The sequence below is a fragment of the Janthinobacterium sp. 61 genome (assembly GCF_002846335.1).
Lineage (GTDB): Bacteria > Pseudomonadota > Gammaproteobacteria > Burkholderiales > Burkholderiaceae_D > Janthinobacterium.
Genome location: NZ_PJMQ01000001.1, coordinates 3313396 through 3339436, shown reverse-complemented (window position 1 = coordinate 3339436; position 26041 = coordinate 3313396). Strand labels below are relative to the sequence as shown.

Sequence of the window (26041 nt, the reverse complement as noted above, 5' to 3'; positions counted from 1 at the left end):
GCAGTCAGTTTGAACCCAGCAGTTTTGCATGTGTACCGCACGTATTTCCCTGATCCGCCCGGCGGCCTGCAAGAAGCGATACGTCAGATCGCCCTCTGCACGGGACAGCAAGGTATCAAGAATACGATTTTCACCCTGTCGCCACAGCCGGTGCCTGCCGTGCTGGCAGCCCCTGAGGCGCGGGTGGTGCGTTGCCGTTCGTGGCTGGCGCCGGCTTCCTGCGACCTTGGCGGTCCCGCTGCGTTTTCCACTTACGCCCGGCTGGCGCGCGAAGCAGATGTGCTGCATCTGCTGTTTCCATGGCCGTTTGCCGATGTCCTGCATGCCGCCGTGCGCCCCGACCGCCCGGCGGTCATGACCTATATTTCCGATGTGGTGCGACAACGCTTTCTGGGGCCGGCCTATGCGCCCCTGATGTGGCGTACCCTGCGCTCGATGCGCCTGATCGTGGCCAATGCGCCCGTGTATGCCGAAACCAGCCCGATCCTGTCGCATCGCGATATCCGCGACAAGGTACGTATCATTCCGCTGGGAATCGAGGAAAGTTCCTATTCCAAAATCGGCGATTCACAGATATTTTCGCGCCTGGGACTGGCCGAGGATCAGCCATTTTTTCTCTTCATCGGCGTCTTGCGCTACTACAAGGGCCTAGAGTTCCTGATACGGGCGGCCAAAAACCTCGGCGCCAAGATCGTCATTGTCGGTTCGGGACCGATGGGAGCGAGCCTGCGCAACCAGGCCAGGGAGGCCGCCGCGGACAATGTGGTGTTTGCCGGCCAGGTCAGCGATGCTGAAAAAGTCGCCTTGCTGCAACGTTGCCGCGCCCTGGTCCTGCCTTCGCACTTGCGCTCGGAGGCGTTTGGCATGGTGCTGGTGGAGGCCTCGATGTTCGGGCGTCCGCTCATTTCCTGCGAAATCGGCACCGGGACTTCCTTTGTCAACGCACACGAGGAAACGGGCTTTGTCGTGCAGCCCGAGTCGCCGGATGCGCTGCGTCGCGCAATGCAGACCCTGCTGCTCGATGAGGGGCTGGCGCATCGCATGGGATGTGCCGCCAGAGCACGCTACGAAGCCCTGTTTTCGGGACCAGCCTTGGGTCGGGTCTACGCGGCATTGTTCCGGGAAGTGGCAGCGATGTAAGGCTGGCAATGGTCAGGCTCTTGTGCCGCCAGCGCCTGTTTCGCTGTTGCTTGGCTGTTGCTTGGCTTTTACTGCTGATGCCGGCGCGGGCCAAACTCGACATTGCCCGGCAAAGCGTGCATTCCGTGGTGCTTAACAAGCAGGCTTTGGCGGCGGCCTTGGCGAACGCGCAGCCTACCCTCTGGAGCGCCGACGCGGGCTTGCTGCCGCTGAAAGCGCGCATCCTCGTCGCTTCGGTCGACTTGTCGCGCCCGCGTGTCCGGCGCAGCCTGTGCCACCGGCCGGTGTAATATCTGGCCTGGAGAAGCGGCGGCATGGTGCCAGCCGCTGCCGTCACGAACGAACGAGGTCGCAGCATGACAATTTTTGGCATAGGTATCCACATCCTGATCGCGGTATTTTTTGCGATTCACGTGGTGCGCAACGGGCAGCAGCTGTACTGGCTGCTCATTTTATTCATGTTCCCGCTGCTGGGCAGCGTGGTGTATTTCTTCGCCATCTACCTGCCCAATTCGCGCCTGCCGCAGGGCGCGCGCAAGGTTGCGTCTGTGGCCGTGCAGGTGCTCGACCCGAACCGCGAACTGCGCGAGGCGAAGGCCGCTTTCGAGTACACGCCGACGGCGCAAAACCAGATGCGCCTGGCCAGTGCGCTGCTCGAAGCGGGCGATGCGCAGGCTGCGGCTTCGACGTATGAAGCCTGCCTGCAGGGGGCGTTTTCATCGGACCTGGAAATTCGCCTGGGCGCGGCACGTGCCTACCTGGAATGCGGGCGCGGCGCCGAGGCCTTGACGCACCTCGAATTCATCCGCCGCAACGACACCCATTTCCGTCCCGAGATGGTGTCCCTGCTGACGGCCCGCGCGCTGGCGCAAAGCGGGCGCCAGGCGGAAGCGAAGGCGGAGTTCGACGAGGCGCTGACGCGCTACAACAGCTTCGAGTGCCGCGCCGAGTGCGCGATCTGGGCGCTGCAGCAGGGCGACAAGGTGTTGTCGGAGCGCCTGCTGCTCGATATCGACAGCGCCATGGCCCGCTGGAGCAGCCATACGCGTGCCATGTATGCGCCGCTGCTGGTGCGCCTGGAAGCGGCACGCCGATAGCTGGCTTGCGTGGGGTCAGACCCGGCGGGTCGGACCCCATTAGACGCCAGGCACCGTATTCTTGCCTTCAACCAGTTTGTACCCCTTGCCATCGAAAGCATAGCGCGCGCGACCGTTCAGTGGCGTGGCGATGCGCGGCGGGTCTTCGTCCGGCTTGACCGTGACGCCGGGCTTGATCTTTTCGGACGCGCCCGTGAAATCGAGCAGCAAGTCGTCGTAGGCGCCGCCGTTGCGCGCGGGGGCGAAGCGCCACTTGCCGTCGACCATCCAGCACTCGTCCATGTCCGGCGTGCAGGCGCCCATATTGTCCGAGTACAGGTCGATGCCGCCATCGAGCGCGGTCACCTTGCCGTCGCCGATTTCAAACAGGGCAAGCTGCGTGATGGTGTAGCCCTGGCCCGTATAGCCGTGGCGTATCGCCAGTCCCGGCTTGTTCGCGCCCAGCATGACCCAGTGGACTTCACCCAGCTGCCCTGATGAACCCAGGGCGGCGATGTTTTCCAACCGCTTCACGACTTGCCACTGGCCGTCTTCCGGCTGGCCCTTGGGCGCCAGGAAAAAGACATTCAACAAGCCCGGCGAGGCGTGCGCCGATTCTGCCGTGCCTTCCGTGTTGGCCGTTTCCGCATTCGCCACCAGGATGGCGCGGCCATCGGGCAGCAGCTTGTGGCTGATGGCACTGACCACATAACTGAGTTTGTCGACATGGTTGTCCGGATCGGACAGGTCGGCCAGCGCATCGTCGCTGTCGCCACGGTAGTCCTTGCCAAACACGGCGCGCATCATGCCCGCCTCGCGCTTGCGTGCTTGCGGCGTGTTCATCTCTTCCGTCTTGGGCGCGGTGGCGGCCGGCGGCGGCACGTGCTCTGCCGATGCCGTATCTGCGGCGGCGGGGACATCGGCTACCACGTCAGCTGCCACGTCGGCGCTGGCGGGGGCGGTCTTGTCCGAGCAGGCGCCGAGCAGTGCGGATACCAGTAGCAGGACGAGCGGGGTGCGGTAATTCATAGGCAGGGCAGATTGCGTTCATGGAGAATGGGCGCAGTATGCCAGATAGATGGAAGCGAGGGAGCGCGGCCTGCCGGCCGGTCCTTCGCTTCCTTGCCCGCTGGGGGCGATTTTGCAAACAATGGCGGCGCTTATTTTTCCAGCGCCACCTTGTCATCGCGCCGCAGCGGCGCCTTGTGGCGGCGCAGCTTCGCCATGCCGCGCTTGAGCAGGTGCTCCAGGTCGTCGATATAGGTGAACACGGCCGGCACCACCAGCAGACTGAGCAAGGTCGAGGTGATCAGGCCGCCGATGACGGTGATGGCCATCGGCGAACGGAAGCTCGGGTCGGCGCCCCAGCCCAGTGCCAGCGGCATCATGCCGGCGCCCATGGCGATCGTCGTCATCAGGATGGGGCGGCTGCGCTTGTGGCAGGCGTCGACCAGCGCATCGAAGCGGTTCATGCCGGCCTGGCGCGCCAGGATCGCATAATCGACCAGCAGGATGGAGTTCTTGGTGACGATCCCCATCAGCATGATCAGGCCGATCATCGACGGCATGGACAAAGCGCTGCCCGTGATCAGGAGCGCCACGAAGGCGCCGCCGATGGACAGCGGCAGCGCCGCCAGGATGGTCACCGGCTGCATGAAGTCCTTGAACAGTAGCACCAGCACGCAATAGATGCACAACACGCCGATCAGCATGGCCAGGCCGAAGCTGGCAAACAGCGAAGCCATTTCCTGCGCGTCGCCCAGTTCGGCGATCTTCACGGACGGCGGCAAATTCTTCATCGACGGCAGCGCGCGCGCTTCTTCATTCAATTCCCCGAGGGTGCGCGAACCGAGTTCGACGTCGAGCGTCACGTTGCGGCTGCGGTTCAGGCGGTCGATCTGCGCCGGGCCGCTTTCCATCGTCACGGTGGCAACGTTCGCCAGGCGCACGGGGCCGTTCTTGCCGGGTACGGTCAGGCGCTCGATGGCGGCCAGGTCGGCGCGCACGCTGTTGGGCAGCTTGACGCGGATTGGCACTTGCCGCTCGGGCAGGTTCATTTTGGTCAGGTCCGTGTCGTAATCGCCGGCCGTGGCCACGCGCACCGTCTCGCCGATGGCCGCCGCCGTCACGCCCAGGTCTGCCGCCTTGGCAAAGTCGGGCCGCACGATGATTTCCGGACGTACCAGCGATGCGCTGGAGTTGACGTTGCCAATGCCTTTCAGGCCGCGCAGTTCGCGCTCGACCTTTTGTGCCGCCGCCATCAGTGCCACCGGGTCTTCCGAGCGCAGCACCAGCTGCATCTTGACGCCCGTGTCGGGCGGCCCCACCGTGAAGCGGGCGCCAGGTATCGTATCGAGCTTGTGGCGCAGCTGCGTTTCCAGGCCCGCCATCGATTCCTTGCGCTCCGTGCGGTGCACGGTGGTCAGTGTCAGCACGGCGCGGCGCGCCTCGGCCGCCGCGCCGGGGGCGAAGGCGTCGCCGCTGGAGCCGCCGCCAATCGAGCTGAAAACGCCCTTGATGCCCGGCGTCTGCATGGCTGCATCGCGTGCCATGGCCGCCACGGCCTGCGTTTCGGCCAGGGTAGAACCGGGCGGCAGTTCCAGGTTGATCTGCGTCTGCGCGCGGTCGGCGGCCGGCACGAAGCCCGTCGGCAGCAGCGGCACGAGCGCGATGGCGCCGATAAAGAACAGGGCTGCGGCGATAGCCGTGATGCCGCGATGGTTCAGGCACCAGCGCATGACCGTCAGGTAGCGCGTCATCAGCCAGCCATCCTGTTCTTCCTTGTGCGGCAGGGGTTTCAGGATGTAGGCGGCCATCATCGGCGTGAGCAGTCGTGCCACTACCAGTGAGGCGAGCACGGCCAGCACGGCCGTCCAGCCGAACTGCTTGAAGAACAGGCCGGGAATGCCGCTCATGAAGGCCGTTGGCAAGAACACGGCCACCAGCGCGAAGGTAGTGGCGATGACCGCCATGCCGATTTCATCGGCCGCTTCCATGGCCGCTTCCATGGGCGACTTGCCCATGCGCAGATGGCGTTCGATATTTTCGATTTCGACGATGGCGTCGTCGACCAGCACGCCGACGACCAGGGCCAGCGACAGCAGGGTGACGGTATTGAGCGTATAGCCGAACCAGTAGATGCCGAGGAATGCCGGCATCACGGACAGGGGCAGCGCGGCTGCGGCCACCAGGGTAGCGCGCCAGTCGCGCAGGAACCACCACACTACCAGCACGGCCAGCAGCGCGCCTTCGTACAGCAGTTCCATCGAGCCGTCGAAGTTTTCCTCGACGGGGAAGGCATTGTCGATCGACTGCTGCAGCACCACGTTGGGGTTTTCCTTCTGCAGATCGGCGATGGCCGCGCGCGCGCCCTTGGCGACGGCCACTTCGCTGGCGCCCTTGGTGCGGAACACTTCAAAGGCGACCACGGTCTTGCCATCCTGCTCGGCCAGCGCGCGCGGTTCGGCGATCGTGTCGCGCACGGTGGCCACCTGGTCGAGGCGCACATGGCGGCCGTCCGGCAGCGGCACTTCCACGCGTGACAATTCTTCGGCCGTCTTGACGGTGGCGATGGTGCGCACCGACTGCTCGGCGCCGCTGATGTCGCCCCGTCCACCAGGCGCTTCGCGCTGCACCAGGCGCAGCTGGCGCGAGACGTCGAGGGCCGACACTTTCAATGCGGCCATGCGCGCTTCGTCGAGCTCCACCTGGATTTCGCGGTAAACGCCACCCACGCGGTTGACGGCGCCCACGCCGGGCACGGTCAGCAGGCGCTTGGCCACCGTGTTGTCAACGAACCAGGACAGGTCGGGAGCGTCGAGCGGGTTGTCCACGCCGGGTTTCGCCGTGGCGATAAAGGTCAGCACCACGCGCCCGGCGGTGGACGCCTTGGTGACGGTAGGGTCGCGCAGTTCGGCCGGCATGTCCGCCTTTACGCGGGCGACGGCGTCGCGCACATCGTTGACGGCTTCGGCGATCTGCTTTTCCAGGATGAATTCAACGGTCACCGTGACGACGCCATCGAGCACCTTGGTGTAGATGTTTTTCACGCCTTGCAGGGTGGCGACGGAGTCTTCGATCTTGCGCGCCACCTCCGTTTCCAGCTGGGCCGGCGCCGCGCCCGGCAGCACCGCGCTGACGGTGACGATGGGCAGTTCGATGTCAGGGAAATCCTGCACCGGATTGGCCTTGTAGGCCAGCAGACCGGCCAGGGTCAGCAGCGCGAACAGCATGATGGCCGGAATCGGGTTCTTGATCGATAGGGAGGAAAAGTTCATGGCCTCCCCCTATTTTTTCACGGCAGATGCTGCCGCAGTCTTGGCTGCTGGTGGCACGACCGGGTTTTGTACATTCCGTACCAGGTCGCCGTCATTGAGGAAGCCTGCGCCGCTGACGACGATGGTGGTGTCGGCCGCGATGCCGCCTACAATCTCGATGCGGTCGCTCAGGCGCCGCCCGGCTTGCACCTTGATCTGGCTGACACGCTGGTCGGCATTCAGGCGGAAGACATAGCTGAAACCATCGCGCACGGCGATGGCCTGCTGCGGCACCGTCAACGCGCCCGATGTGCCCAGTTCAAATTCGCCGCTGGCGTACATGCCGGCCTTGAATGGCGCATTGTTGCCCGTGCTGGCCGGCAGGTCTACATACACGAGGGCCGAACGCGTCTGCGGATCGACGGTAGGGGCGATCATGCGCACCTTGCCTGTCAAAACGCTGCCATTGGCTGCCTTGACCTGCGCCAGGGTGCCCGGTTTTAAATTCAGCAGCTCGGTGGCCGTCACTTCGGCGCGCCATTCGAGGCGGCCCTGGCGGATCATGCGGAACAGCTCCGTTCCGGTGCCCACGACGGAACCGACGGTGGCCGAGCGCGAGGAGATGATGCCGCTGTCGGGGGCGACCACCTGCGTGTATTTCAGGCGCAGCTGCTGCGATGCCAGCTGCGCCTTGGCCGACGCGATGCGCGCATTGGCCGTCTGTTCGGCCGTCAGGTACTGGCTGATCTGCTGGGCGCTGATGGCGCCCGTGCTTTGCAGCGACCGGGCGCGCTGCGCGTTGGCGGCCGCCTCAAGCGCATTTGCTTCCGCTTCCAGTACCGCCGCTTTCGCCTGTGCCACGTCGGCGTTCACCGTGTCGTTCGAGAAGACGGCCAGCACCTGGCCAGCGCGCACCACGTCGCCGACATTCACGCGAACCTCGGTGAGGCGCAAGCCGTTCGATTCGCTGCCGATGACGGCTTCCTGCCAGGCGGCCACGTTGCCGTTGGCGCTCAGCTTGATGGGCAGGCTGGCCGTTTGCGGCTTGGCCGTGGTGACGGTCAGGGCCGGTTTTTGCGCTGCGTTCTTGTCTTTGGCATCGTTGGCCGCAGTGGAAGCCGAGGGGTACAGGGCCACGCCCGCGCCCAGCATCACGCAAAGGGCGGCAAGGGCGAGTGCCACGGGTTTCAAGGTCATTTTTTTCATATTGTCGTATCCGTCAGGGGGCGTTGTTGGCGAGGGCATTGGGGCTGCTGCTGTTCCAGCCGCCGCCGGCGGCGCGGTACAGCGCTACCCAGGCGGCGCTGCGTTCGCGCTCCAGGTTGACCACAGTGTTTTCGGCGGCCAGGCGCGTGCGGCGCGCGTCTTCCAGTTCGATCAGGCTGGCCAGGCCATTCTTGTAACGGTCCTCGGTGGCGACGAACGACACGCGGTAGCCTTCCAGTGCCGTTTTCGCGTGGCCGCTGCGCTCGTCCGTGCTGGCCAGGTTGACCAAGGCTTCTTCCACTTCTCGCACGGCCTGGCGCACGCCGGCGCGGTATTTCACCACCGCTTCGTCGTAGCGCGCCGTGGCTGCATCGACCTGGGCGCGGCGGGTGCCGCCGTCGAAGATGGGCAGGCTGACGGCCAGCGGGCCGATGCTCCAGGTACTGGCCGTGATGCTGGTGCCGCCGGCGCGGATATTACCCTTGCCGATGGAGCCGGCCAGGCTCAGACGAGGATAGCGCTGCGCCTGCGCGCCGCGTACTTCGAAGCTGGCTGCCGCCACTTCGCGTTCGGCGCTGTAAATGTCGGGACGCTGGCCCAGTGTTTGCGCCGGCAGTTCCGCAATCGCCACGGGCGAGGGAAGAACGGCGGGGCTGGTCGCCAGCTTCTGGCGCAGCGTCTCTTCCGGCATGGCCGACAGGGCCACCAGCGCCTTGACATTCACATCGCAGGCGGCGCGCTGTTCGATGGCGCGGCTGGCGCCTTCGGCAGCGCTGGCGCGGGCCAGGGCGGCGTTGGCGGGCGGCTGGAAGCCGGCGCCTGCGCTCAGTTCCGTCAGGCGTGACGAATCGCGGCGAGAGACGGCATCCTGTTCGGCCACGGCCTGCAGTTGCTGGCAGGTGCGCAAGGCGTAGTACTGGTTCGCCACTTCGGCGGCCACCGAGACGCGGGCCTCATGCCATCCCGCGCGGGCGCTGTCGTAGCGCTCCTGCGCCGCATCGCGCGTGGCACGGTTGGCGCCAAACACATCGATTTCCCACGAGGCTTGCAAGGCCGCCTGCGAGGTGGTGCCGCTGGGCTGTGCCGATTGCTGGCTGGTGCGTACCACGCTGCCCGTCGCGTCGAGGGCGGGCGCCAGCGCGGCGCCGCTGGCGACCCTGTCCGCGCGCGCCTGCACGATGCGCGTGCTGGCAGCGGCGATCGTGGGGCTGACCTGCTGCGCATCGGTGATCAATTGCACCAGCAGGCTGTCGCCCTGGCCCTGCCACCAACTGGCCAGGTCCGTCAGCTTGCCATTGTGCGGCAGCGGCGCCTGCCACTGCGCGGGTGCGCTGGCGGCCACCACTGCGGGCGGACCCTGCAGGGCGCAGCCACCCAGCGCCAGCACGATGCTGGCGGCCAGGGCGCGTTGAACGGTGCATCGAATAGTCGTCATGCTGGTCCTTCTGCTTGTCGTTGAGCGGTAGTGGTAGAAGTGGGGAGGCCCATGCGCTGGCGTTCCACTTCGGCCATGGCCAGTGCGTAGTCGGTCATGCGCGACAGCCAGGTGTCGATGGCGTGCGGCGTTTCCAGCAACTGCGGGCGCAAAGTTTGCAGCACTTCGGCGCCCACCATGTGTTGCAGGGCCAGCGAAGCGATGGAAAACGCCAGGCGGTGCATGTCGTCGCTGTTGTCGGGCGCGCCAAGATGGCGCGCCAGCACGCGGGTGAGCGCCTCGTGTTCGGGACGGATGTTCTGGTCGATCTCGCGTGCCCACAGGCCCGTCGGTTCGAGCATCTCGCGGCACCACAGGCGCATGCAGTCGCGCGCAATCTCGCCCTGCTGCATGGGCGCGAGCATTTGCGCATAAAAGCCTTCCAGGCTTTGGCGCAGGGTGAAATGGGGCTGCTCGTACAGGGCGATATTGTCTTGCGGATTCGACGATTGCTGGACAAAGGCGGCGCGGTACAGGCCCGCCTTGTCGCCAAAATAGTAGCTGATGGCTGCCGCGTTCGTGCCGGCCGCCTGCGCCAGTTCGCGCGTGGAGGTCTTGGCGTAACCCTGTTCGGCAAACAGGCGGATGGCGCTATGCAGCAGCCGCTCGCGCGATTGCTCGCCATCGGAACGGGGCTTGCGCCCGTCGTCGGCATGGGGAGTTGGGATGGCGTTTTTTTCAATCATGCCGGAGATTTAATCATATATCTCAAACGATTGATATAACTAAATCGGTTGATTTAGTTAAGGAAAGATGAAGATGCGTGGAAAACGCAGGCAAAAAAAAGCCCGCGTACTAGCGCGGGCCGAATCCAATGTTCGGAGAACGAATTGGAGGAGACAGTTCCACTATAGCGCTAAAAATGGTGCGGTGCAATACCGTAAAACTACTGTATGAACTTGTCATGGATGGCAAAAAATCAAACTTTATGTTGCGTCGCACAGAAGCTCAGCGTTTGCTGCGCAGGGCCAGCGTAAAGGTGCTGCCCGAGCCATAGTCGCTATTGAAGAACAGGGCGCCGCCGATGGCGTTGGCCAGGTTCTGGCACAGGTACAGGCCCAGTCCCGCGCCTTCCACGTGGCGCGTGGAGGTGGAATCGAGCTGCGAGAAGGCCTGGAACAGCTTGGCCTGGTCTTCTTCCTTGATGCCGGCGCCACTGTCGGCGATGCTCATTTCCGTCACCAGCACGTCGTCTTCCTCGCGCTGGGCCAGGCTGATGCGCACCGTACCCTGTTCCGTGAACTTGATGGCGTTATTGAGCAGGTTGATGAGGATTTGCGTCAGCGCGCGGCGGTCCGTGTCGATGATGGCGGGCGGGCGGCCTGCTTCTCCCAGTGCCATTTCCAATGCCAGGCCCTTTTGCTGGGCCAGGGGGCGCAAGGTGTCGGCCACTTCAACCATCAGTTCCTGGCAGTGCACGGGCTCGATCGACAGGGTCAGCTTGCCCGCTTCGATCTTGGCCACGTCGAGGATGTCGTTGATCAGCGAGAGCAGATGGCGCGCGCTGGCGCGGATGGTGTTCAGTTGCTTGTCCTGGTCGGACGTCAGGGGGCCGGGAAGTTTCATCAGCAGCGCGCCCGTGAAGCCGATGATGGCGTTCAGCGGCGTGCGCAGTTCATGCGACATATTGGCGATGAAGGCGGACTTCATGCGGCTCGCTTCGGCCAGCTCCAGGTTTTTCAGGGCGATTTCGCGGTTGATGGTTTCCAGTTCTGCCGCATGGTGCGCCAGGCGCATGTTCAGTTCGATCACCTGGCGTTCGCGCGCCTGCAGTTCGCCGTTGACCTGCACCGCCTGTTCATACGTGGAAATGAGCAAATCGAGGATTTGCTGGCGCTCCGCATTGATGAAGTGCTTCTGGTCGCCCAGGTACAGGGCGATGCCGATTTCCACGTTCTGGTTCTTGCGCAGCTTCTGGTTCATCAGCATGTGGCTGATGCGGTTGAGCAGGTAGTCTTCCGCGTAGGGCTTGCGGATGAAATTGTCGGCGCCACACTCGATGCCGCGGATGATGTCCTTCGGGTCGTTAAGTGAGGTGACGAGGATCACGGGAATGTCGCGCAGGGTCGGGTCGGACTTGATGGCGCGGCACAGGTCGTAGCCATTCATTTCAGGCATGACGATATCGGACAGCACCAGGTGTGGCTTGCGCTCGCGGATGGCGGCCAGGGCCAGCTGGCCATTCGCCGCCACGCGCGCATTGTAGTGCAGCGACTGGATCAGGCGGCGCAAGCGCTCCGCCTGGGTCGGGCTGTCCTCGACGATCAGGATCTCGATTTCGTCAGGCTTGATTTGATTGTTGGAGTCCACAGACCTCTCCTAGAATTTCAGTGTGGTGATGCTGGGCGCGGTGAGCGCGCAATATCGACATCCTGTGACTATATCGGATTTAAGTCTGCAAAAGTAACTTGCAAGTAACTATTTTGGCCACAGGGAATGCTGTGGCCAACGCTTAATTCTCGCCCTGGAACTGGCCAGCGCGATATGTCAGCACCAGCGTATCGCGGTGGCCATGCTCGCCGATGGGCTGGATCGGCGTCGATTCGTGGATGACAGACGCATCGTCGAGCAGCAGCAGCGACCACGGCTCCGTCAGGGTAAAGCGCTTGCCGTTGGGACCATTGGCTTCGAAGATGCGCGTCTCGCCGCCCTTGACCTGTTCGCGCCCGATCAGCAGCACGGCGACGAAATCGACGCCGTCGCGGTGCGCACCTTCCGGCGTGGGGCGGCCGATGCCATCGGTCGTATCGATGCGGAACTGGTGCGCCTCGATGAACCACGGCTGGCTGCCCTTGACCTGCGAGCAGGCGTCACCGAGCGCGCGGATCAGCTGCTGCCAGGCTGGCTGTGTGACGATGGCCGGCTCGATCGGCTCGAACAGGCGGTGCATGCCGCCGTGCAGGGCGTTGTATTCGACCGGTTGCCAGTGCGGGCGGTGCGCCGTCTGCGTCAGGCGCGCGCCATCCTGCACGAAGCACGAGTGGCGCCGGCGGCGATAGCGGCCGCCATCTTTCAGGTAATTGTCCAGCGCCAGCGTGTTCCAGCTGGGTTCGAGCGCGCGCAGCGCGGCTAGCGGGCAGCCGGCCAGCGCCGCCACATCCTGCGGGCGCAGGACGGCATAGCCGTCATCGCGCAAGGCGTCCTTGAGATGGGACGGGTCGGTAAAGATCGGTGCGGAAGTGCTCATGGCGGTGCGGGCCGGAACGCGGCCTGTATCAGTTTATCCAGCCTGGCATTCTACGACTTCGCGGCGACTCCTGTGTTATGTCCGCCAGGAATTATGCTTGTTGAGTTAAAAATTCTTTACCAGGGTCAGGCGCAGCGAGCGCGATTCCACCGGATGGAAGTGGATATCGTCGACCGGCTGCGCTTCGCCTGGCAGGCGCGAGGCATAGTAGTAATCGATGGCCGAGTCGCGCCGGTTGGCCAGGTTGTAGCCTTCGAGCTCCACGCGCAAGGTATTGTCGATCTGGTAGGCGACGCGCCCGTTCAAGCCCACGCTGGCTGCGGAGCGCACGCTGTTATCTTCGATCAGGGGCCGCGGGCCGAAGTAGCGCAGGCGCAAAGAGCCCGACCATGGCCCTGGCGGCGTCACCGTCATGGCCAGCTGGGCCACACCTTCGATGGCGCCCGGGATGAAGTCGCCCGCCGGGTCGCTGCCGCGCGAGCGTGCCCGCGCATACGCCAGGTCCAGGTCCAGCGACAGCCAGCTGGCCGCCTTGTAGTAGCTGGAAAACTCGACGCCGTAGCGCCGACTGGGGCGGCCCGCCTCGGTGGCGCCGGCGTCGCCGATGAACAGCAGTTCGGAATCGAAGTCCAGGCGGTACAGCGACAGCGACGTTTGCAGGCCGGCGATGGCGGCACTGCGCAAGCCCAGTTCCAGAGCGCGCGAGCGCACCAAAGGCGTGACCTTGTCGGCCGCTGCACCCGTCTTCGGGTCGACCGTGATCGTCGTGCCGCGCGCGTCGTTGCTGTGAAAACCATTGCCTATGTTGACATACGCTTCCGTCTCGCGCCACGGTCCGGCGATCACGCTCAGGCTGGGGCTGAACAAATGGTCGCTGGCCGTACCCGAATTGGCCGCACGGTCGCTGCGCACGTCGAAGCGGTAGGCGTCCGCGCGCAGGCCGGCCACGCTGCGCAGCCAGCGCGACCAGCGGGTGCTGTTTTCGGCATAGACGCCGATGCTGGTTTCGACGATATGGTCTTGCCGCGTGCTTGATACGATCTGCCGCTGGCGTGTGTTGTACAGGCCATTGTGGATATTGTCGTTCTGTAGCTGCAGACCGATGGTGGTGTCACTGCTGCCCCTGTCCGTATGGCGGTGCCAGGTGTGGCTGGCATCGAGGCCGGCTGTCACGCGCCGGTCGGGCTGGGCGAACTGGTCGCCGTTGTCGGGGTCGTCCATCGCATACGTAAAATTCGAGAACAGGGCCAGGCGGTTGGCGATCACATATGCGCTGACCTTGGACGATATGTCGTCCGTCGTCTGTCGCCAGGCGCCCGACAGGCTGTAGCGCTGCGCCTTGCCGCCGTCGCTGGCATCGATGGCGTCGAAGCGGCCCAGCGTGCCGTCCTGCACGGCGCGCCGCGGAATCTGGTCGGTGGCATGCCAGCTGGCGTCGTACGCCATGGCCGTGACGTTGAAACCGTTGTTGGCATAGCCTTCGCTGTAGCGCAGCACGCCATTGAGCTTGTGGTAGCGGTCCGGCTGCGTGAACGGCCCATCGTTATGCTGCGCTTCGAGCGCGTACAGCAAGCTGCCGTCGCCCGCATCGAGTGTATCGGCCAGCAGGGCGCGGCGAAAGCCGTTTTGTCCGACGCCCACGCTGGCGATGCCCTGCGTCAGGCGGTTCGCATAGACGACGGATGCCGCTCCGGCCGAGGAAAAATCGCCTTGCGCAGCCGAATACGGGCCCTTTTTATAATCGAGGCGCATGGCTAGTTCGGGGATCAGGAAGTTCAGGTCCGTCCAGCCCTGTCCGTGGCCATGGCTGCGCTGGTTGACGGGCATTTCGTCAACGGTCGTGCGCAAGTCCGTGCCGTGATCGAGGTTGAAGCCGCGCAGGTAGAACTGGTTGGCCTTGCCCTCGCCGCTATGCTGGCTGACGATCAGCCCCGGCACGGCTTCGAGCAATTCGCCGGGCCGGTAGCTGGTGCGCGCCGCGAGCTGCTGCTGCGTGACGCTGCCCGCGTTGGCCGAATCGGCCACGCCCAGCTGGTTCATGCGCGAACCGTCGACCAGCACGCGCTGGAAGATGTCGTCGGCGTGGGCGGCGCCTGGAAACAGGACGGCGAGGAGGAGGGGGAGATAGCGTGGCGTCATGGGTATATGGGTGTGGCGGCGAAGGGTAGTGTCCCGCCAGTGCTTAACGGATCGGCAGTTCCGTATTCTGGCTGTCGAAAATCAGCGTCTGGATCTTGCCGCTGTCCTGAACGTTGAGGGTATTTCTCTGGCTGGGGAGGAAATCGATCAGCAACTGGTTGTGGATGCGCGTGGCGGGGGCCAGGCGCGTACGTTCGATCTCCTGGAAGATCACCACGTTGTCGGCGTTGACCTTCATGCCGACCCAGTTCAGGCGCAGGCGCTTGCCATCCGGCCCCACGAGGTAGAACTGTTTTTCGATATAGCGGCGCAGCGCCGCTTCGCTGTTTTCCTGGCCCAGGTCGAATTGGCGCTGGTACAGATTCGTCAGCAGCGCTTCCACGTCATGGCCCGTGTAGGTGTGCACCACCTCCGTGCTGCCGCTGGCCGCGTTATAGCTGATGTCGGCGATACCCATGTGGAAGTTGTGGGCACCAGCCGCCGTGCTGGCGCAGGCCAGCAGGCTTGCCGCGAACGTGCGCCAGCGCATCACGCCTCGTCGCCCTTGTCGGAGCCGCCGTTCCTGCCTTTCAACGGCGTCTTGAAGTCGTGCATCAGGTTATCCTTGGGCGATTTTTCGCTCTTGAACAGTTCCAGGCGCGAGGGCGTGATTTTTCTCGGCCAGGCGTTGTTGCTGGTGTCGATATCGGCCGTTTCCCAGTACGGATCCTGCACCAGGCCCACCATCGGTTCATCGGTGATGACGACCTTGGTGATCTTTTTCGGCGAGTAGCGCCACACTTCGGCCGGCACGCGCTCGACGTACTTCTTGCCGCTTTTGAGTTCGATTTCCAGGATCAAGGGCATCACCATGCCGCCCAGGTTCGACAGGTCGACCAGGTACAGGTGCTTGCCCTGTTTCAGCAAATCCTTTTCCCACGGTTCCAGGCCAGCCAGCGCTTCGGTGTAGGCGTTGCGGTCCTTGTTGGTCACCGTGAAGTCGTCATGCTGGTTGTAGAAATCCTTCAGTTCCGGATGCGCGTCGACGCGGCGCGGCATGCCCTTGTTGGCGCGGCTCGTAACGGATTCCGGCTGGGCGTCCTTCTGCGCCTTTTTCCAGGCTTTTTCCGTTTCCGGATTTTTGGAACTCACGCCGTATTCGCTGATGCCGTCGATGCTGATGTCGACCGGATCGGTGGTATAAAACCAGCCGCGCCAGAACCAGTCCAGGTCCGTGCCGGAGGCATCTTCCATGGTGCGGAAAAAGTCGGCGGGCGTGGGGCGCTTGAATTTCCAGCGCTGCGCGTATTCCTTGAAGGCGTAGTCGAACAATTCGCGCCCGAGGATGGTCTCGCGCAGGATATTCAGGCCCGCCGCCGGCTTGGCGTAGGCGTTGTTACCGAATTGCAGCAACGATTCGGAGTTGGTCATGATGGGCACCTGGTCGCGGCTACGCATGTAGTCGACGATCTCGCGTGGCTCGCCGCGCGAGGCCGGGTAGTTTTCTTCCCACGCCTGCTGCGCCAGGTACTGCACGAAGGTGTTCAAGCCTTCATCCATCCAGGTCCACTGGCGCTCGTCCGAGTTGATGATCATCGGATAGTAGTTGTGGCCCACTTCGTGGATGATCACGCCGATCAGCCCATATTTGGTGCGCTTGGAGTAGGTCAGCTCGCCCGTCTTTTTGTCTTTCACCGGACGGGGACCGTTGAACGAGATCATCGGATACTCCATGCCGCCCACGGGGCCGTTGACGGAAATGGCCGTCGGGTACGGGTAGGCTATGCTGTACTTGTTGTACTGTTCTATCGTGTGCACGATGGCTTGCGTGCTGTACTTTTCCCACAGCGGGTTGCCCTCCTTCGGATAGTAGGACATGGCCATCAGCTTGCTGCCGCCCTTGTTGTAGCCCTGCGCATCCCAGATGAACTTGCGGCTCGAGGCCCAGGCGAAGTCGCGCACGTTGGACGCCTTGAAGTGCCAGGTCTTTTGCGCGCGGCTGACGGATTTTTCGGACGCTTCGGCCTCTTTTTGCGTGACGATGATGACGGGCTTGTCGCTGCTGCGGGCTTTTTCCAGGCGCTCGCGCTGCGCGGAAGACAGCACGTCCTGCGGATTTTGCAGCTCGCCGGTGGAGGCGACGATATGGTCGGCGGGGACGGTCAGCTGCACGTCGTAGTCGCCAAACTCCAGCGTGAATTCGCCCGATCCCAGGAACTGCTTGTGCTGCCAGCCGGCCGCGTCGTAGTAGGCCGCCATGCGGGGGAACCACTGCGCCACTTCGAACAGGGCGTTCTTGTCGTCGAAGACTTCATAGCCGGCGCGTCCACCCAGCACTTTCTGTTCATTGATGCGGTAATCCCAGTCGATCTGGAAGACGAAGTCCTGGCCCGGCTTCAGGGGCTGGGGCAGGTCGATGCGCATCATCGTGCGGTTTACTACATATTTCAAGGGCTGGCCATCGGCGCCCTTCAGGGCGCGGATATTGAAGCCGCCCTGGAAGTCGCCGCGCGCCAGCATGCCGCGCAAGCCTTCGAATTTCATGGTCTCTTCGCCCGTCGTCCTGGCCCACGCCTGGCGCGATGGCGCCGTGGTCATGCGGCGCGCGTCGGAGTCCTGCTTGTAGATATTCTGGTCCAGCTGCACCCACAGGTAAGCGAGGGTGTCGGGCGACTGGTTATGGTAGGTGATGGTGCCGCTGCCGGCGATCTCGCGTTTGGCCTCATCCAGCGTGGCGCGGATGCTGTAGTCGGCGCGTTGCTGCCAATAGGCGTGGCCTGGCGCGCCGGAAGCGGTGCGGTAGGTGTTCGGGGTGGGCAGCACCTCTTCGAGCTGGCGGAACTTGTCGTCGAATGGTTCGGCAGCGAAGGCCGACACGGTAAAGCAGAGAGCCAACGAGGCTACGGAGCCGAAAGGTAAGCGCATATTCACCCTGATGTTGTTGTAAGGAAATAGTGGCAACTATTCTATACGCAGGGTGAGGCCATCCTTGTATCGATTTGTAATAAAGAAAGGCAGATTTTGCGCCAGCTTTTGCCTGGCGCTGTGAGGGGGATGCTTTGCCTGATTTTGCTCGGAAAAGCGGGGCTTTTACTCACTTTTCATCAGGCTGTCGCGCAACTGGTTCAGTTGTTGTTTCATGTCCACAACTTGTTCCACGCTGCAGTGGCTGGCCGCCAGGATGGCCTCGGGCAGCAGTGCCGCCTCGTGGCGCAACTGGTCGCCCTGCTGCGTGAGGGAAATGATGACCTGGCGTTCGTCGCTGGCGGCGCGCGTGCGCGTCAACAGGCCCGATTGTTCCATGCGCTTGAGCAAGGGTGTCAGGGTGGCCGAGTCGAGGAACAGGCGCTCTCCCACTTCCGACACCGTCAGGCCGTCGCGCTCCCACAGCACCATCATCACCAGGTATTGCGAATAGGTCAGGCCCAGCTTGCGCAGGAGCTTGCGGTACAGCTTGTTCATGGCAAGCGAGGTCGAGTACAGCGCAAAGCACAGCTGGCCGTCCAGGCGCGGCACCTGGTGCAAAGGGTTGGGGGCGGTGGTGGTATCCATGGGCACAGTATATATAGTGCGCTACTTAATAGCAATGCGCGGCGCCGGACCTGGCGATCCGGCGCCGGATCGCGGCTACCTATCCGGCGTAGCGCGCGCGCAGCACATTGAGCATGGCGACGTTCTGTTCCCAGGCATCCGTCACGGGTTGCTGTGTCCAGGGCAGGGTTTGCGTGTACGGCGCGGGGCCGAATTCCGGCGTGAATGTCATGCGCTCGGCGCCGGCCGCGCGGCGCAGGGCGACGATGGCATCCCACCAGGCCAGGTGGGCGTCGAGCGCCGCCTTCGCTTCCGGCGCGCGGAAGTCGGCTACCTGCGGACCCTGCGCGTGGCCCACGCGCGCGTGCACATGGCGCACCAGCGGCAGCACCTGCGCCAGGGTCTGCGGCTGGTCTTCCAGCAGCGATTCGCAGGCGCAGCACCAGTGCGACAGGTCGGCCGTCAATGGCAGCGCGGGATACTGCGCCAGGTAAGGCAGCAGCAGCATCGGGTGGCCGCTGAAGCGGCTGCGATGAATTTCGTGCACGATGGGCACGCCGTGCTTTGCCGAGATGGCGGCGGCCAGGTCGAGCAGTTGCGCGTTCTGCGCCTGGCTATAGTAATCCTTGCCCGTGTGCGTGTTGACCAGCACGGGCCGCGCCAGGCAGGCGTTTTCCAGCAGTTCCGCCAGGGCGGCGCGGTGCAGTTCGAAGTCGCTGTGGAACACGGTTTCCCACTGCGCGGCGATCAGTTGCAGTCCAGACTTGGCGATGCGGTCCGTCCATTCCTCGCGCAGGGCCGCATCCAGCGGCAGCGACATCTCGATGCCGTCGAAGCCGGCCTCCAGTACCTTGTCGATGAAGACCTCGGGCGGCAGCTCGTTATTGCCCCAGTGGGCGGCGTAGACTTCGATGCGCATCAGACGAAGCCCCGCACGGGGAACGCTGCATCGCGCTGTATCCAGTTGTGGGCGGCATATTCCGTCTGGCCGTCGGTGGCGTGCAAAGTATAGGCGTGGCGCGAGACGGACGAGCGGTTCGGCGCGCTGTAATGGGGCAGCAAGCCGTGGAAGCAGACGAGGGCGCCCGCCTTCACTTCCAAGGGCACAGCCGTACTGTCGTCGGGCCAGGGCATGGCATCGAGTTTTTCCACGCGAACCTGGTCGCCGTTGCGGATGAAGCGTTCGCGCAAGGGGCCGCGGTGGCCGCCCGGTTCCGCCCACAGGCAGCCGTTGTCCAGGGTCGCGTCTTCCAGTGCGAACCAGAAGGTGGTCACGCTGATCGGCGTGGTCTCGAAATACGTGGCGTCCTGGTGCCAGCGCACTTCACCGCCGATGCCGGGCTGCTTGAAGATGTACATCGATTGCCAGACCTGCGCGTCTGCCAGGCCCAGGTCGCGCGCCACTTCGGCCAGCTTCGGGTCGCTGGAAAAGCTGCGGAAGACGGGGTCCAGGTCATGCATGGCGTGGCCGATCTTGTTGATCGACAGGGATTTTGCCTGCTTTAACTGGCCGTCCGGGCCGAAGGCCTCTTCTTCAAAGAAGCAGCGGATGGTGTTGTCGGAGGCGAGGAAATAATCGTTGGTGTTCTTGGCCTGGTCGCGCGTGGTGAAGATGGACTGGCTGACGCTGGGATCGAATTCGTTGACAATCTGCTCGGCGCGCGCGCGCAAGGCGGCGATTTCGTCCGCCCCCTTGAAGCCGGGCAGGATGATGTAACCGTCGCGTTGGTATTGTTCCTGTTGTTCAGTTGTTAGCATGGCGGCGGCTCCGGAGGTCAATGGAAAGCGTCATTGTAGGATGGGCGAGGGCGGCAGACAATCTTCCTGCGGTTGACAGATTGTCGCCAAAGCGAAGACAATCTTTGACATGGATCAACTAAAAGCAATGGAAATCTTTGTCGAGGTGGCGCGCCAGCGCAGCTTCACGCTGGCCGGGCAACGCCTGGGCCTGACGCGGGCCATGGTCAGCAAGACCATCATGCAGTTGGAGGAACGCCTGCATGCGCGCCTGCTGCACCGTTCCACGCGCGAAGTGAGCTTGACGGACGCGGGCCGCGCCTACCTGGCGCCGTGCATGGCCACCGTTAGCCAGGCGCAGGAAGCGGCGCGCATGGTGGCGCACGTGGCGCAGGCGGGAGCGGGGGCGGAGCTCGCCGGGCCACTGCGCATCCAGGCGCCATCGAGTTTCGGCAGCGCGTGGCTGGCCGATGCCGTCGCCCGTTTCAGCCTGTTGCACCCGCAGGTGCAGGCCGACTTGTTTGTCGACGATGCGCTGCTCGACCCGATACGCCATGGTTTTGACCTGACTATCCGCGTGGGCGGCATCCCGGACAGCAGCGCGCTGGCGATGCGCCCGCTGGCGCCATGCCGCGCCGTGCTGTGTGCCAGCCCCGCCTATCTGGCGCAATGGGGTGTACCGCAGACGCCGCAAGACTTGCTGCAGCATCAGTGCCTGCATTTCAGCCACCTGACCGACGGCACGAACTGGCATTTCCAGCGTGGAGCAGCGGAGCAGCGCGAGGAGGCCAGCGTGCGCGTGCAGGCGGGTTTCACGGCGAATAACGGGCTGGTGCTGCACCAGGCGGCGCAGCGGGGGCTGGGCATCGTCTACAGCACCACGTTTCTCGCCTGGCGCAATCTGCTCGATGGCAGCCTGCTGCCCGTGCTGTCCGACTGGGAGCTGCCGCTGAATCACCTGAGCGCGCTGTACCCGGCCAGCCGCCAGCCGTCGCCCAAGGTGCGCGCGCTGATCGATTTCCTGGTGGCCGAATACCAGCCCGTGCCGCCCTGGGACCGGGAGCTGGAAGCGGCTGGATTTTTCAGCTGAAAGCGACGGGTTCCACCGTCCAGGCGCCATCGGCATACACGCGTTCGTCGTCCAGGTAGACGGCTTCGGTAACGGCGAAGATATCGACGTGATAGCGCGCATCCTTGCGCTTGAACTGGGGCTTGGTATAGACGCCATGCTTGGCGCCCAGCGACAGATGGATGCCGCACATGCGTTCATACGTGCCGATGTCGTTGACCAGCTGCTCGCGCGAAAAGGCGCGGTTCATGCCGAAGCCCAGTTCGCGCACCCACACTTCGCCTTCATGGGCGCGGATGATCTCCAGCATGGCGGTAAATTCGGGCGTGGCGTGCTCGGTGCCCGTCACGCGGCCCTTTTCGATGATCAGGGTGATTGGCGTATCGGGGCGGTTTACCATGAAGTGCGTGTCGCCAAAGACGAAGATGCGTACCCGCCCGTTCACCGCTTCCAGGTCCTGCGCTTCCGTAAACACTTCGCCCAGGGGGAACTGGCCGCCGATATTGTTCATGCCGCTATAGTCGCCGATATTCAGCTTGGCCGATTCGAACGGCGAGGCGAATACCAGTTGCTCGCCGCCGCTGTCGACCATGCCGTGGCGGGCGCGGTCGATGCGCGCCTTGAGCGCATGGCCCACGCCCCGGTAGTACGCCGGGTCGTAGGCCAGCGAAGCGATGTAGTGCAGTCCCTGCACGCCGGGCATGCGTGACAGGTGCACGTGTTCGATCACTTTCAGGCCCCGCTTGAATAGCTCGATGCGGATGCGGAACGCTTCCAGGCGGAAACTGGTCGACTGGATCAGCACGACGAGGCTGCCGGCGGGCAGCTCGGCAAACGCGGCCAGCACGGTGTCGGGCGTGACCTCGTCGAAATCGATGAAGCTCGCGTCCGGCAAGGCCTGACGATAGGCTTCCGTCAACACGACGTTGAGCCAGCTGCGCTTGTCGCAGACGATCAGGGCCGGCTCGTCCGGGCGGTGGCAGATGGCCATGGCCAGCAGGTCGGCCACGTTTTGCGCGGCCACTTCGGTGGCGGCGGCGCTGATGGCGTCGAGCCGGCTGGTGTCATTCTCGGGAAGCGTCATGGTGCGGAGGTATCTGGCGTGAAGTAATCGCAGCATTATAAAGTGATTGCCGCAGGGCATACCATTCCCCATCCGGCGGAGGCGCTGTGGCTGCCGTGCCTCTGATTGTCTTGTGTAGTGCTTTCCGGCAATGTATTATTTGATAAACAGCCTGGGAGTGGCCCGTCGCAGCGGCAAAGGCAAGCATGTGCAGGCCACGCTTTCAGTGATGCAGGGACAACAAGCCAACAGGCGATGACTAAGAGTGTGATGTGATGAGCATAATCGGACAAGATATTCCCATGGAGCGGCCGGATACGGATGGGCGCGCTGCCGTGTTCGTTCCCGTCACGGGCGTCAAGGAAGATGTCTTGCTGACCATACGCAAGGGTGCGGCAATCGTCGGCTTTGCCAATCACGACCGCACTATCACCGTGTATTTTGAAAGCAACCGCTTTGACGACCCTGTGCTGGCCAAGTGGGAGCACAAGGCGCGCAAGGCCTACGACCGCCTGGTCGACAATGCGCCCACCGTCTCGAAGCTGACCACCAGCCCTGCCAATTTCGAGCAGATCGGCTACATCAATGGCAAGGGCATCACCATCCGCCGCATGGAAAGCCTGCAGCGCTGGCTTGCTTATTCGGACGCGATGGAGACTTGTCCGGCAACGGATATCATTGCGCGCACGGTGATTGCAAAAGTTGATGCGGTCAAGGTGTAAGAGACCCTGATAAATCGCCCCTGGCGTTGTTGCCTGCCCTTGGGCATTTGCTCTGCCGTTTCGGCTACTTCCCTGATATCACGATAATATTGGCTCTGTTCCCTGCTTGCCGGAGACAGAGCTTTTTTTTGATCGGTATCAAGGCAGTGGAACTCGCTGCGGGTGCGCCGTTGCGGTACGCGCGTAAGGTAATATTGCGGCAGAACGCAGTGGAATGACTCCAGGAAAAGGTTGGAATGTGCTTGAAACAGTGAATGATGTTTGCATCAATGCCGCTTGCGGCCGGAGCTTGCCGCTGCGCGTGGTGCATTGCCCGTTTTGCGGCGCGCGCCAGGTGGCTGCAGCGCCTGTTCTGGAGAAAGTGCCAGCGCCGCCGCCGGTGCCGCGCATGCCGCCGCCGGTGCCCGTCGCCCCGCCCATTCCTATGCCGCAAGCAGCTCCGCAACCCGCGCCGCAACCCGCGCCGCAGCCTACTCCCGCTCCCCAGCCCGTCCCGCCACCGGCTGCCGCAGCAGCGCCAGCGCCAGCCAAGGCGCCGCCCGCGAAACCGGCCGCCAAGGGTTCGGTGCCACCACCGCGCCCGCCCGTGCGCTTGCGCACGTGGATCGCTGCGGCCGTGGTGCTGACCGGTATCTGGTTCTTCAACAAGCCCGCCGACAAGCCGGCCAGCGTGGCGGAACAGGTCGAGGCTGCCACTGCGCTGGCGGCGCAGTGCGACCTGGACGGGGCGCGCAGTGCGCTGGCCGTGCTGAAAAGCGCCAAGGCGCCGGCGGCGCAGATCAAGCGCTTGCAGGCGAGCATCACCAAGTCCGCTGCCTCCTGCGACCGGCAACAGCAGCGGGCACAGGCATGGACGGCGCTGCAAGACAGCGTCAAGCAGGCGCTTGATGCGGGCAAGCCGGAGCTCGCCGCCACGCGCCTGGCCATCTACGTGAAGCGCTGGGGCGATGATCCCGACACCCTGGAACTCGATGCCAGGGTGAAAGTGGCGCAAGCCAGCGCCCAGCTCGACCTGGCCGACGCCTGTCTGGCCAAGGGCGACCGGGTCTGCCTGGAAAACAGCCTGATCGCCGCCGAGCGCTACAAGCGGCCGGAACTGGCGGCGCGCACGCAGGCGCTGCGCGCGTCGCTGTCGCAATTGCTTGAACGCTCGCTACTCGACGCGATTCCAAGCCCTGCCCCGGATCAGTAGCACCAGCAGGAAAAACGCCCGCCGCGGCCAAGCCGGGCGGGCGTCATCTTGCCGTTTGAATCGACGCTTACTCTTGCGGCACCAGGGCCAGCGCCGCGCTGAAGTCGCCCATCGGCTTGCCGCCGTTGGCCACCAGCGCCTTGTCGCGCGTGCTCAGGCCGTCGAGCACCGGCAGGGCGAAGCGGTGCGTGATGGCGCGCAGGATGGACGCCGAATCGTATTGCGTATGATCAACCAATCCCTTTTTCACGTACGGCGAGATGAGGATGGCCGGCACGCGCGTGCCCGGACCCCAGCGGTCGCCCTTCGGCGGCGCGGCGTGATCGTAAAAGCCGCCGTTTTCATCGTAGGTGACGATGACCAGCATGTTTTTCCACTGCGGACTCTTTTTCAGCTGGGCGATGACTCCGGCGATATGCGCGTCGCCGTCGGCCACGCTGGCGTAGCCCGCATGCTGGTTCAAATTGCCCTGCGGCTTGTAGAAGGCCACGGGCGGCAGCTTGCCGGCGCTGGCATCGCTCAGGAACTGGCTGTCGAAGTCGCGCAGGTGGGCGGCGCGGTAGGCGGGCGCCTTCACCGGGTCCATGTTGGCAAAGTAATTGAACGGCTGGTGGTGGAACTGGAAGTTCGGCGGGTTCGGGAAGCTGCTGGCGCGCGCGCTGGCCGTGGCCAGGGCCGTCGTATCCTTCCAGGCGCCCGCATACCAGGCCCAGTCGATGTTCTTGCCAGATAACAAGTCGCCGATATTCGTCTGCGTCTGCGGCGGCAGGGTGTTGGCCTTGCCCGTGTCGGCATACAGCTTGCTGCTGTCGCCGGATGCGGGAGCGTTGCTGCTGGGCTGGAACGCTGGCTGCATGGTATTGACGGCGTAAAACATGCCGCTGCTGTCGGCCGGCGTCAGCGCGCCGTCGTTGGCATAGGCGGGCGCGCCGTTCAGCACGGTGGTCGGCGCCGTGGCGGATGGCGTCAGGCGCAGGAAATTGCCCTTGGCATCGACGTCGATCTTCGCGATCGACCCTTTCGCCACCGAGGTGTCCGCGTTCGGATAGGTAGGGGCGCAGGCGCAGATCAGGTACTGGTGCGTGAGGAAGGAACCGCCGAAGGCGCCGATGAACAGATTGTCGGCCAGCGCATATTGTTTGGCGATGTCCCACAGCTGCATCTTGCTGCCGTCGTAATAGCCCATGGACAGGCCGCCCGCATCGGAATACGCGGCGAACTTGTCGTTGGCGCCGCCGTTGATCTGCATCTGGTTATTGTAGAAGCGGTGCACCAGGTCGCGCGTGATGACCGATTGCGGCAGGTACAGGGGGCTGCTGGCATCGTCGATCTGGAACGGTTTGTTGGGCAAATTGGCCGATTGCGCCTGCGTGATGACGGTGCTCTGGCCGGCCGCCGTCATGCCGCCCCAGGTGGGCGGCAGCACGGGCAGGGTGCTGCCGTCGACGTCTTTCTGCGGCACGTAGGCGGTGCTGGAGGTGGGGTTGACGCCCGGTACGCCATTCGCGCCCGGAAACAGGCCGTACAGATTGTCGAAGCCACGGTTTTCCGCGTAGATGACGACGATGGTCTGAATATTGTTCAGCGCAAGGGCGCCGTTCAGGGCGGCCAGCGCATCGGCGGGCGCCGCCTGTGTGCTGGCGCTGGCGACCAAGGCCGTCACGCTGGCGTTTTCCGCCTTGAGTTTTGTCAACTCGTCGCCGCTGGCCTTGTTGAAGTCCGACGCCAGGCCCGCTTCCGACACGCCCAGGCGCGCGGCCAGCTTGCTGCTGGCCGCCGCAAAGTCGCCGCCGTTGCCGTCCATGATTTGCGCCAGTTCCGTCGACAGGGCGCTGACGAAGGCGCTGTGCCCGGCGGGGGCGCGCAGCAGCAGCTTTTGCGTGACCTTGCTGCCCGCGTCGCCCATGGTTTCATGGCGGATCGCGTCCGTGCCGATGGTCGCCAGCACGGCGCCCTGGCCGTCGAGCGTATAGCTGCCGTCGGCGGCCGTGCGCACGGCGGCCGAGCCGCTGTCGCAGGTCAGCTTGCTCGTGCTGCTTTCCAGGCATACCTGGGCGTTTTCATAGTAGCTGCCGATGACCTGGCCCGTGACGTGGGGCGTGACGGCGTAGTTGCTGCCGCAGGCGGCCAGGCCCAGCGACAGTAGCAGCGGCAGGGGCCGTAAAGAGGGATGTAAAACGGGACGTAAAGCGGTGTTGGCGTGCAAGTTCATGTTCATGCCTTCTGGGTGGAAAACGTCGCATGCTAGGCAGGCAATATGTCAGCTGCGT

Annotated in this window: 21 protein-coding genes; 6 read left to right on the top strand and 15 right to left on the bottom strand. The window is 64.0% G+C overall.

Features of this window, described 5'->3' with window-relative positions:
• Positions 1–9 precede the first annotated feature (9 nt).
• From CLU92_RS15265 to CLU92_RS15255, 3 genes are all read left to right on the top strand, one after another.
• Complete coding sequence (locus tag CLU92_RS15265; RefSeq protein ID WP_101482570.1) at positions 10–1140, top strand: glycosyltransferase; 1131 nt, start codon at positions 10–12, stop codon at positions 1138–1140.
• A gap of 77 nt (positions 1141–1217) precedes the next feature.
• Positions 1218–1430: a hypothetical protein gene (locus CLU92_RS15260; protein ID WP_101482569.1), complete on the top strand. Its 213-nt coding sequence runs from the start codon at positions 1218–1220 to the stop codon at positions 1428–1430.
• Positions 1431–1496: 66 nt separating this feature from the next.
• The gene (locus CLU92_RS15255; protein WP_180338525.1) at positions 1497–2237 is read left to right on the top strand and encodes a tetratricopeptide repeat protein; all 741 of its coding nucleotides are present in this window, start codon (positions 1497–1499) and stop codon (positions 2235–2237) included.
• Positions 2238–2276: 39 nt separating this feature from the next.
• Here CLU92_RS15255 and CLU92_RS15250 read toward each other — a convergent pair whose 3' ends face one another.
• From CLU92_RS15250 to CLU92_RS15190, 13 genes are all read right to left on the bottom strand, one after another.
• Positions 2277–3245: a hypothetical protein gene (locus tag CLU92_RS15250; RefSeq protein WP_101482567.1), complete on the bottom strand. Its 969-nt coding sequence runs from the start codon at positions 3243–3245 to the stop codon at positions 2277–2279.
• A 131-nt stretch (positions 3246–3376) separates the two neighbouring features.
• Positions 3377–6493, bottom strand: a complete 3117-nt coding sequence (locus CLU92_RS15245) for an efflux RND transporter permease subunit (protein ID WP_101482566.1) — start codon at positions 6491–6493, stop codon at positions 3377–3379.
• 9 nt (positions 6494–6502) lie between these two features.
• Complete coding sequence (locus tag CLU92_RS15240; protein WP_101482565.1) at positions 6503–7678, bottom strand: efflux RND transporter periplasmic adaptor subunit; 1176 nt, start codon at positions 7676–7678, stop codon at positions 6503–6505.
• A 13-nt stretch (positions 7679–7691) separates the two neighbouring features.
• Entirely contained in the window at positions 7692–9113 is a 1422-nt protein-coding gene (locus CLU92_RS15235) for an efflux transporter outer membrane subunit (RefSeq protein WP_257561090.1), read from the bottom strand.
• Positions 9110–9838 (bottom strand): CerR family C-terminal domain-containing protein, encoded by a 729-nt coding sequence (locus CLU92_RS15230; RefSeq protein WP_101482564.1) that lies wholly within the window; start codon positions 9836–9838, stop codon positions 9110–9112. Before CLU92_RS15230 ends, CLU92_RS15235 begins: the two co-directional genes overlap by 4 nt.
• A 262-nt stretch (positions 9839–10100) precedes the next feature.
• Positions 10101–11462, bottom strand: coding sequence for a hybrid sensor histidine kinase/response regulator (locus tag CLU92_RS15225; protein ID WP_101482563.1), 1362 nt, complete (start codon positions 11460–11462; stop codon positions 10101–10103).
• Between the two features lie 142 nt (positions 11463–11604).
• A complete protein-coding gene (locus CLU92_RS15220; protein WP_101482562.1) occupies positions 11605–12339 on the bottom strand; it encodes a 2OG-Fe dioxygenase family protein in 735 nt (244 codons plus the stop codon).
• A gap of 105 nt (positions 12340–12444) precedes the next feature.
• Positions 12445–14478, bottom strand: coding sequence for a TonB-dependent receptor (locus CLU92_RS15215; protein ID WP_101482561.1), 2034 nt, complete (start codon positions 14476–14478; stop codon positions 12445–12447).
• Between the two features lie 43 nt (positions 14479–14521).
• A complete protein-coding gene (locus CLU92_RS15210) occupies positions 14522–15007 on the bottom strand; it encodes a DUF6702 family protein (protein WP_180338524.1) in 486 nt (161 codons plus the stop codon).
• Positions 15007–17382 carry a M1 family metallopeptidase gene (locus CLU92_RS15205; RefSeq protein WP_101482559.1) on the bottom strand — a complete coding sequence of 792 codons (2376 nt, stop codon included), beginning with the start codon at positions 17380–17382 and terminating at the stop codon, positions 15007–15009. The genes CLU92_RS15210 and CLU92_RS15205 overlap by 1 nt, the downstream gene beginning before the upstream one ends.
• 165 nt (positions 17383–17547) lie before the next feature.
• On the bottom strand, positions 17548–18009 hold the full coding sequence (locus CLU92_RS15200; protein ID WP_101482558.1) for a MarR family winged helix-turn-helix transcriptional regulator: 462 nt from the start codon (positions 18007–18009) through the stop codon (positions 17548–17550).
• A gap of 79 nt (positions 18010–18088) precedes the next feature.
• A complete protein-coding gene (locus CLU92_RS15195; RefSeq protein ID WP_101482557.1) occupies positions 18089–18907 on the bottom strand; it encodes a sugar phosphate isomerase/epimerase in 819 nt (272 codons plus the stop codon).
• A complete protein-coding gene (locus CLU92_RS15190; protein WP_101482556.1) occupies positions 18907–19746 on the bottom strand; it encodes a phytanoyl-CoA dioxygenase family protein in 840 nt (279 codons plus the stop codon). Before CLU92_RS15190 ends, CLU92_RS15195 begins: the two co-directional genes overlap by 1 nt.
• A gap of 109 nt (positions 19747–19855) precedes the next feature.
• On the opposite strand from CLU92_RS15190, the gene CLU92_RS15185 reads away from it, so the two are divergent.
• Positions 19856–20815, top strand: a complete 960-nt coding sequence (locus CLU92_RS15185; protein WP_257561089.1) for a LysR family transcriptional regulator — start codon at positions 19856–19858, stop codon at positions 20813–20815.
• On the opposite strand, the gene CLU92_RS15180 is transcribed toward CLU92_RS15185, so the two are convergent.
• Positions 20808–21878 carry a hypothetical protein gene (locus CLU92_RS15180; RefSeq protein ID WP_101482554.1) on the bottom strand — a complete coding sequence of 357 codons (1071 nt, stop codon included), beginning with the start codon at positions 21876–21878 and terminating at the stop codon, positions 20808–20810. The genes CLU92_RS15185 and CLU92_RS15180 overlap by 8 nt on opposite strands.
• A 281-nt stretch (positions 21879–22159) precedes the next feature.
• On the opposite strand from CLU92_RS15180, the gene CLU92_RS15175 reads away from it, so the two are divergent.
• Positions 22160–22579, top strand: coding sequence for a hypothetical protein (locus CLU92_RS15175; protein ID WP_101482553.1), 420 nt, complete (start codon positions 22160–22162; stop codon positions 22577–22579).
• 238 nt (positions 22580–22817) lie between these two features.
• Positions 22818–23771 (top strand): hypothetical protein, encoded by a 954-nt coding sequence (locus CLU92_RS27825; protein ID WP_180338523.1) that lies wholly within the window; start codon positions 22818–22820, stop codon positions 23769–23771.
• Positions 23772–23838: 67 nt separating this feature from the next.
• On the opposite strand, the gene acpA is transcribed toward CLU92_RS27825, so the two are convergent.
• Positions 23839–25983 (bottom strand): acid phosphatase, encoded by a 2145-nt coding sequence (acpA, locus tag CLU92_RS15165; protein ID WP_101484704.1) that lies wholly within the window; start codon positions 25981–25983, stop codon positions 23839–23841.
• Positions 25984–26041 lie beyond the last annotated feature (58 nt).

Bases quoted from the DNA above. Each gene is read 5' to 3' on its own strand.
- CLU92_RS15260 (WP_101482569.1), top strand. From the start codon at position 1,218: ATGCCGGCGCGGGCCAAACTCGACATTGCCCGGCAAAGCGTGCATTCC.
- CLU92_RS15255 (WP_180338525.1), top strand. From the start codon at position 1,497: ATGACAATTTTTGGCATAGGTATCCACATCCTGATCGCGGTATTTTTT.
- CLU92_RS15250 (WP_101482567.1), bottom strand. From the start codon at position 3,245: ATGAATTACCGCACCCCGCTCGTCCTGCTACTGGTATCCGCACTGCTC.
- CLU92_RS15245 (WP_101482566.1), bottom strand. From the start codon at position 6,493: ATGAACTTTTCCTCCCTATCGATCAAGAACCCGATTCCGGCCATCATG.
- CLU92_RS15240 (WP_101482565.1), bottom strand. From the start codon at position 7,678: ATGAAAAAAATGACCTTGAAACCCGTGGCACTCGCCCTTGCCGCCCTT.
- CLU92_RS15235 (WP_257561090.1), bottom strand. From the start codon at position 9,113: ATGACGACTATTCGATGCACCGTTCAACGCGCCCTGGCCGCCAGCATC.
- CLU92_RS15230 (WP_101482564.1), bottom strand. From the start codon at position 9,838: ATGATTGAAAAAAACGCCATCCCAACTCCCCATGCCGACGACGGGCGC.
- CLU92_RS15220 (WP_101482562.1), bottom strand. From the start codon at position 12,339: ATGAGCACTTCCGCACCGATCTTTACCGACCCGTCCCATCTCAAGGAC.
- CLU92_RS15215 (WP_101482561.1), bottom strand. From the start codon at position 14,478: ATGACGCCACGCTATCTCCCCCTCCTCCTCGCCGTCCTGTTTCCAGGC.
- CLU92_RS15210 (WP_180338524.1), bottom strand. From the start codon at position 15,007: ATGCGCTGGCGCACGTTCGCGGCAAGCCTGCTGGCCTGCGCCAGCACG.
- CLU92_RS15205 (WP_101482559.1), bottom strand. From the start codon at position 17,382: ATGCGCTTACCTTTCGGCTCCGTAGCCTCGTTGGCTCTCTGCTTTACC.
- CLU92_RS15200 (WP_101482558.1), bottom strand. From the start codon at position 18,009: ATGGATACCACCACCGCCCCCAACCCTTTGCACCAGGTGCCGCGCCTG.
- CLU92_RS15195 (WP_101482557.1), bottom strand. From the start codon at position 18,907: ATGCGCATCGAAGTCTACGCCGCCCACTGGGGCAATAACGAGCTGCCG.
- CLU92_RS15190 (WP_101482556.1), bottom strand. From the start codon at position 19,746: ATGCTAACAACTGAACAACAGGAACAATACCAACGCGACGGTTACATC.
- CLU92_RS15185 (WP_257561089.1), top strand. From the start codon at position 19,856: ATGGATCAACTAAAAGCAATGGAAATCTTTGTCGAGGTGGCGCGCCAG.
- CLU92_RS15180 (WP_101482554.1), bottom strand. From the start codon at position 21,878: ATGACGCTTCCCGAGAATGACACCAGCCGGCTCGACGCCATCAGCGCC.
- CLU92_RS15175 (WP_101482553.1), top strand. From the start codon at position 22,160: ATGGAGCGGCCGGATACGGATGGGCGCGCTGCCGTGTTCGTTCCCGTC.
- acpA (WP_101484704.1), bottom strand. From the start codon at position 25,983: ATGAACTTGCACGCCAACACCGCTTTACGTCCCGTTTTACATCCCTCT.